General features: G+C 43.9%; 2 protein-coding genes. One reads left to right on the forward strand and one right to left on the reverse strand.

Translation table 11 applies throughout. The features are described from left to right. Positions 1 to 74: 74 nt before the first annotated feature. The gene (locus A3757_RS14270) at positions 75 to 3,263 is read right to left on the reverse strand and encodes a hypothetical protein (protein WP_197470054.1); all 3,189 of its coding nucleotides are present in this window, start codon (positions 3,261 to 3,263) and stop codon (positions 75 to 77) included. Positions 3,264 to 3,274: 11 nt separating this feature from the next. Between A3757_RS14270 and A3757_RS14275 the strand changes: the two genes are divergently transcribed. Further along, the coding region (locus A3757_RS14275; RefSeq protein WP_156506327.1) for an Ig-like domain-containing protein at positions 3,275 to 4,501 on the forward strand (1,227 nt) is incomplete at its 3' end.

Here is a 4,501-nt window from a genome sequence, read left to right on the forward strand (position 1 = left end):
CATTGCAGCATTCCCTTTTGAATTAGTTGTGCACAGTAAATTTTCTTGATTGCTTAAGTTCATGGTATCCCTCCTCATGGTGCCGCGCACAGCTCGTTATCCAATGAGCATTGGAAGCGATTTAATTTCTTCGGTGCATTGTGAACATCGATTGAGTAATGCACTGGCTGACTGTTTCCGTATTCGTCCATAAGCACAATCTCAACGTCATGCACACAATCGGCTTCATCCGGCATCCAGTTAATTTCGTAGGCACCCTCATAAGGCTGATTCGGCGTAATGGTCATACCTTGTGGTGCGTTAACCAAGCTTGCTACGACATTGCCACCTAAGCTGGATTCGCCGAAGAAGCGATATTGATAGGCTTGACCTACGAATGCCGTGGTCAATGGTTTGTTGATTAGGCTGAGCTCGGCGTCTAGAGACTCAGAGCTTTCGACTACATCTACATACCAGAACTCGTTATTTGCAGACGCATAACGACCTTCACTGTCTCTCACCATTGCGTTGAGCCAGTATCTACCAGCGTGGCCCGGAACCCAGGTTATCACGCCAGTAGAAGTATCAATAGTAGGTTCAGACGAACTTGAACTGAGTATGTATTCTAGTGGATAGTTTCCTTCTCTATCTGTAGCCACCACCTGGTGAACAAAGGGAACACCAACCTTGGCGATTAAAGGATGGTATGACGGTACGAATTCTGGAGCTCGATTGTAGAACTCATCCAAACTTAAATAGTATTTTTCAATATCACTTCCACCTTTTGAGTCAGATACTTCGACCCAGACAATGAAACGCGTGTAAGCAGGTGGCTCTTCAACCAAATCTCTTTCTAGTGCAGTCCAGGTGATTAACCCTGTATCACTTACACTCATCCCTTCAGGAGCTAATAGGAGTTTATAAGATAAGTTGTCTCCGTCTGGATCGATAGCTTCTACTTGATAAGAATAAGGAATAGACACCTCAGCATCAGGTACACCTCTTGAAGTAATTTCCGGAGCGCTATTATCGTCCACTACCGTAATTGTATACGCACTAGAAACACTACTATTTAGACGATCATCAACTCTAAACCTTATCTGATTCTCACCCAAATCATTGGAAGTCGGCGTCCAAGAAATATAAAACTTGTTGGTTTGATGATATACACCATCTAACTTAAGTGCTCGCATTGCCGAAGGCCCCTGTTCAAAGACTATTTGAAGATCATCAAAGTTTTCGTATCGCCCTAGGGGAACATCGTTTTCTATATCGATAACTACCACATACTCTTGACCAACAGAAGCAGTATTGGGGAATTCCGATGTGATTATTTCAGGAGGTTGATTTGGCTGGACATTGACCGTAAATGTTTGATTATCTACCTTACCACCTCGTGAGTCACTAAGTGCGATGTCAAATTCAAACTCGCCATCATTCTGTGGAATCCAGTTCAAATAATGTAAGCAGCCCGTACAATCTAGCTTTGCAAGATAAGGCCAACCATCATCCTCACGCGTGATAGCAGCGCCATCCGGTCCAGATACGAGCTCAGCATAGACGGCATCAAGTTTCCATGGGCTCCAAATAAACTGATCAGCCACTTCAAGACGGTGTGTATACCCACGTACTCTAAAGTCTAGATAGTCTGCGTTGTATACATACGGAACACCAACGATTGCATTAGCGTTGGGAGTAGATACCACAAACTCTGGTGGTAAGTTATAAGGCCTGTCATTTCTTAGTGCAAATTTCTGTAGTGTCTTATTACCACTTTCATCGCTTATTTCAACGACAATATCTGTATGCCCACCAAAGCTGCCGGCAGTTGTCCAGGTAACTCTTGGATAGCTAAGCAAACCATTGGCATCAATAGACATGTTATAAGCGGGATCTACTAACTGGAAAGTTAATTCCTCCCCTTCAGGATCAAATGCCTCTACCTGATAAGAATATGATGCTTCTGAGGTCGTTAGCAAAGAAGGCATTGATGTTATCACAGGAGCCTGATTTTCTATCGCTTCCGTCCATGTAACATCCAGTGTGGATATCAGCTCCATTACTGTTGCTGTGATGGTATCGACTCCAGAGTTCAGCCCAGAGTAACAGAAGGTCGACTCACCCACTGAGTCAGTCATGACATAGTCAAAATCCTCATTTTCCCCAGTTGTAGCAAATGCAACTCTTACTCCTGCAGCTGGTTTACCTTCACTATCAACTGTTGTCGCCATCACGCATAGGGACTCACCAATTGAGGCAGAACCATCACTTGAGCTAAGGTCAAGTGATGCGACATCACCTGGTAAACTAAACGCCATGCCTCCAGAGTATGCATATGATTCATATCGAGCATAACCGTAGTTATACATTCCCATCGGCTCACTTGCCTCCAAAAAATGAGACCCCGTTTCAATCTCTATTTGAGCAAATGAATATTCAGTACCAGGTACCTCAGTAAATAGGCTTGTATCTACACTATTTCCATTGAGTTGGACAGAGCCGACCGCTGAAGTTGCTATGACAACATTAATAAAGTTTCTATCGATCGTATAAGCAGGTGTATTAACCAAATAGCTTTTGAGGTATTGCTCAACGGGGGTGACCACCACCATCGCTGGATCCGCTTCCACTAGCGCGGGTGTGCCTCCATAACCTCCATCAAGGTTTTGCCCCGCCATATACTGCATGACCATCACGGGATGAGAGGTCTTAATATGCTGTGCATCATTGGAGAAAAACTCAAAGTACTGCTTTTTACCCAGTTTAGCTTTGTATACGCCATCAATGTATACCAACGTTTCGTCAAAAGGCGCTATAACTCGGAAGTAATCTCCACTATCGCCAAAACGGTTCTCGCTTCTCCCCCAAAAAGGGGTAGTGATATATTCTGTCGACAAACTCTCGATCGGCGGTAACTGCTCAACCAAATGATCACATGCAGATACACCTTGCGGTATAAATGCGCAAGGGTGCTGCCCTAGAACTGATATTGGTTTGTTCGATTTAATTATCGAACCTGTTAGATCTGCAAGATTAGATGCGCGAGCTTCTAAATTGTATACATCTCCCTTGTTAAGCGTGATATTAAACAAGCTTCCAACCTTAACTCGCTCATACTCGGCCGGGAAAATATCCATAGAAGCATCTATCTCGATAGAAGTATCATCTTCCGTCGCTACGATCCCTATTACAGGGTTCGTTCTCTGCATATTCGTGTAATTCTTCAATGCAACGTAATGACCAATGATATACTCATTCCCTAGAGCACTAACGGGTAGCGCCAGATGCCCGTCAGTTGAATATTGTTAACGTGAATAGAGCGCCTATTGCACAGGCTCAGAACCTAAGCTCTGATGAAGATACAAACTTACCAATTATTCTTTCTGGGCAGGATGATGACGGTGATGGAATCACTTTCAATCTGATCGGCTCGCCCTCAAACGGGACATTGGAAGGTATAGAACCGAGCTTCACTTATACTCCAAACGAAAATTTCTATGGTAGTGATACCTTGACCTTTAATGTCAACGATGGCCAAGAAGACTCGAACATCGCAACAATTACAATTAATGTGCTTGCCGTTAATGACGCGCCAGTAGCACAAAGCCAAACGCTCGAAACGATAGAAGATATGGTGCTTGCTATTACGCTAACTGGCTCAGACATAGACGGTGATACGCTAAGTTATCAAATTAACAATGCTCCAACTAATGGCACCTTATCGGGTGATTTGCCAAATATCACTTATACACCAAACCTGGATGTTGTCGGTGAAGATAGTTTTACCTATAGCGTAAGTGATAGCAGTCTTTCTTCAACGTCGGAAACGGTTTCGATTACGGTGACTAAGGCAAACCAAGCGCCCGTTATCACATCGGCGCCGATTAATTTTGTGTTGTCTGGAGATACCTGGACTTATGAACTTACTGCGACGGATGAAGATGGTGATCCGATTACGTTGTCAGCACCGTCACTTCCTGAGAATGCAACTTTTGATGCGCAGACTGGGTTAGCAAGTTGGTCAACTGAAGGGCTTACGCAGGGTGAGCATCAGTTTGTGTTTGCTGTGCAAGATAGTCATGGTGCTTCGGTGGAGCAGAGCGTGCGTGTTGATGTTATTCCTAACGAACGTACCACCACTCACGAAGGGACTGAGTTTAGATTTCCAGTCAGTATTAACTACTTTGAACCCGAAGATACGACTTATCATATCCATGTCGTTTCTAGGTTTGAGGGCACTGATGCAGTGATTAGTATTCCGGCCCTTGGTTTGAGCGAGCAGCTTACTTTGTCGGCAAATCAAATATCGTCAATCAGCATTTCGGGGACAGAGTTGTTTGAAGCGGGCCTGTTGGAAAAACAGTCGGTTCTTACAGATGGTGCAGTGCACGTCTCATCAAACAATAATATATCTGTTTATGTTATGAATCATAAACAATATTCAACTGACGGGCATCTGGCGCTACCCGTTAGTGCTCTAGGGAATGAGTATATCATTGGTCATTACGTTGCATTGAAGAAT

Source organism: Oleiphilus sp. HI0117 (assembly GCF_001635235.1).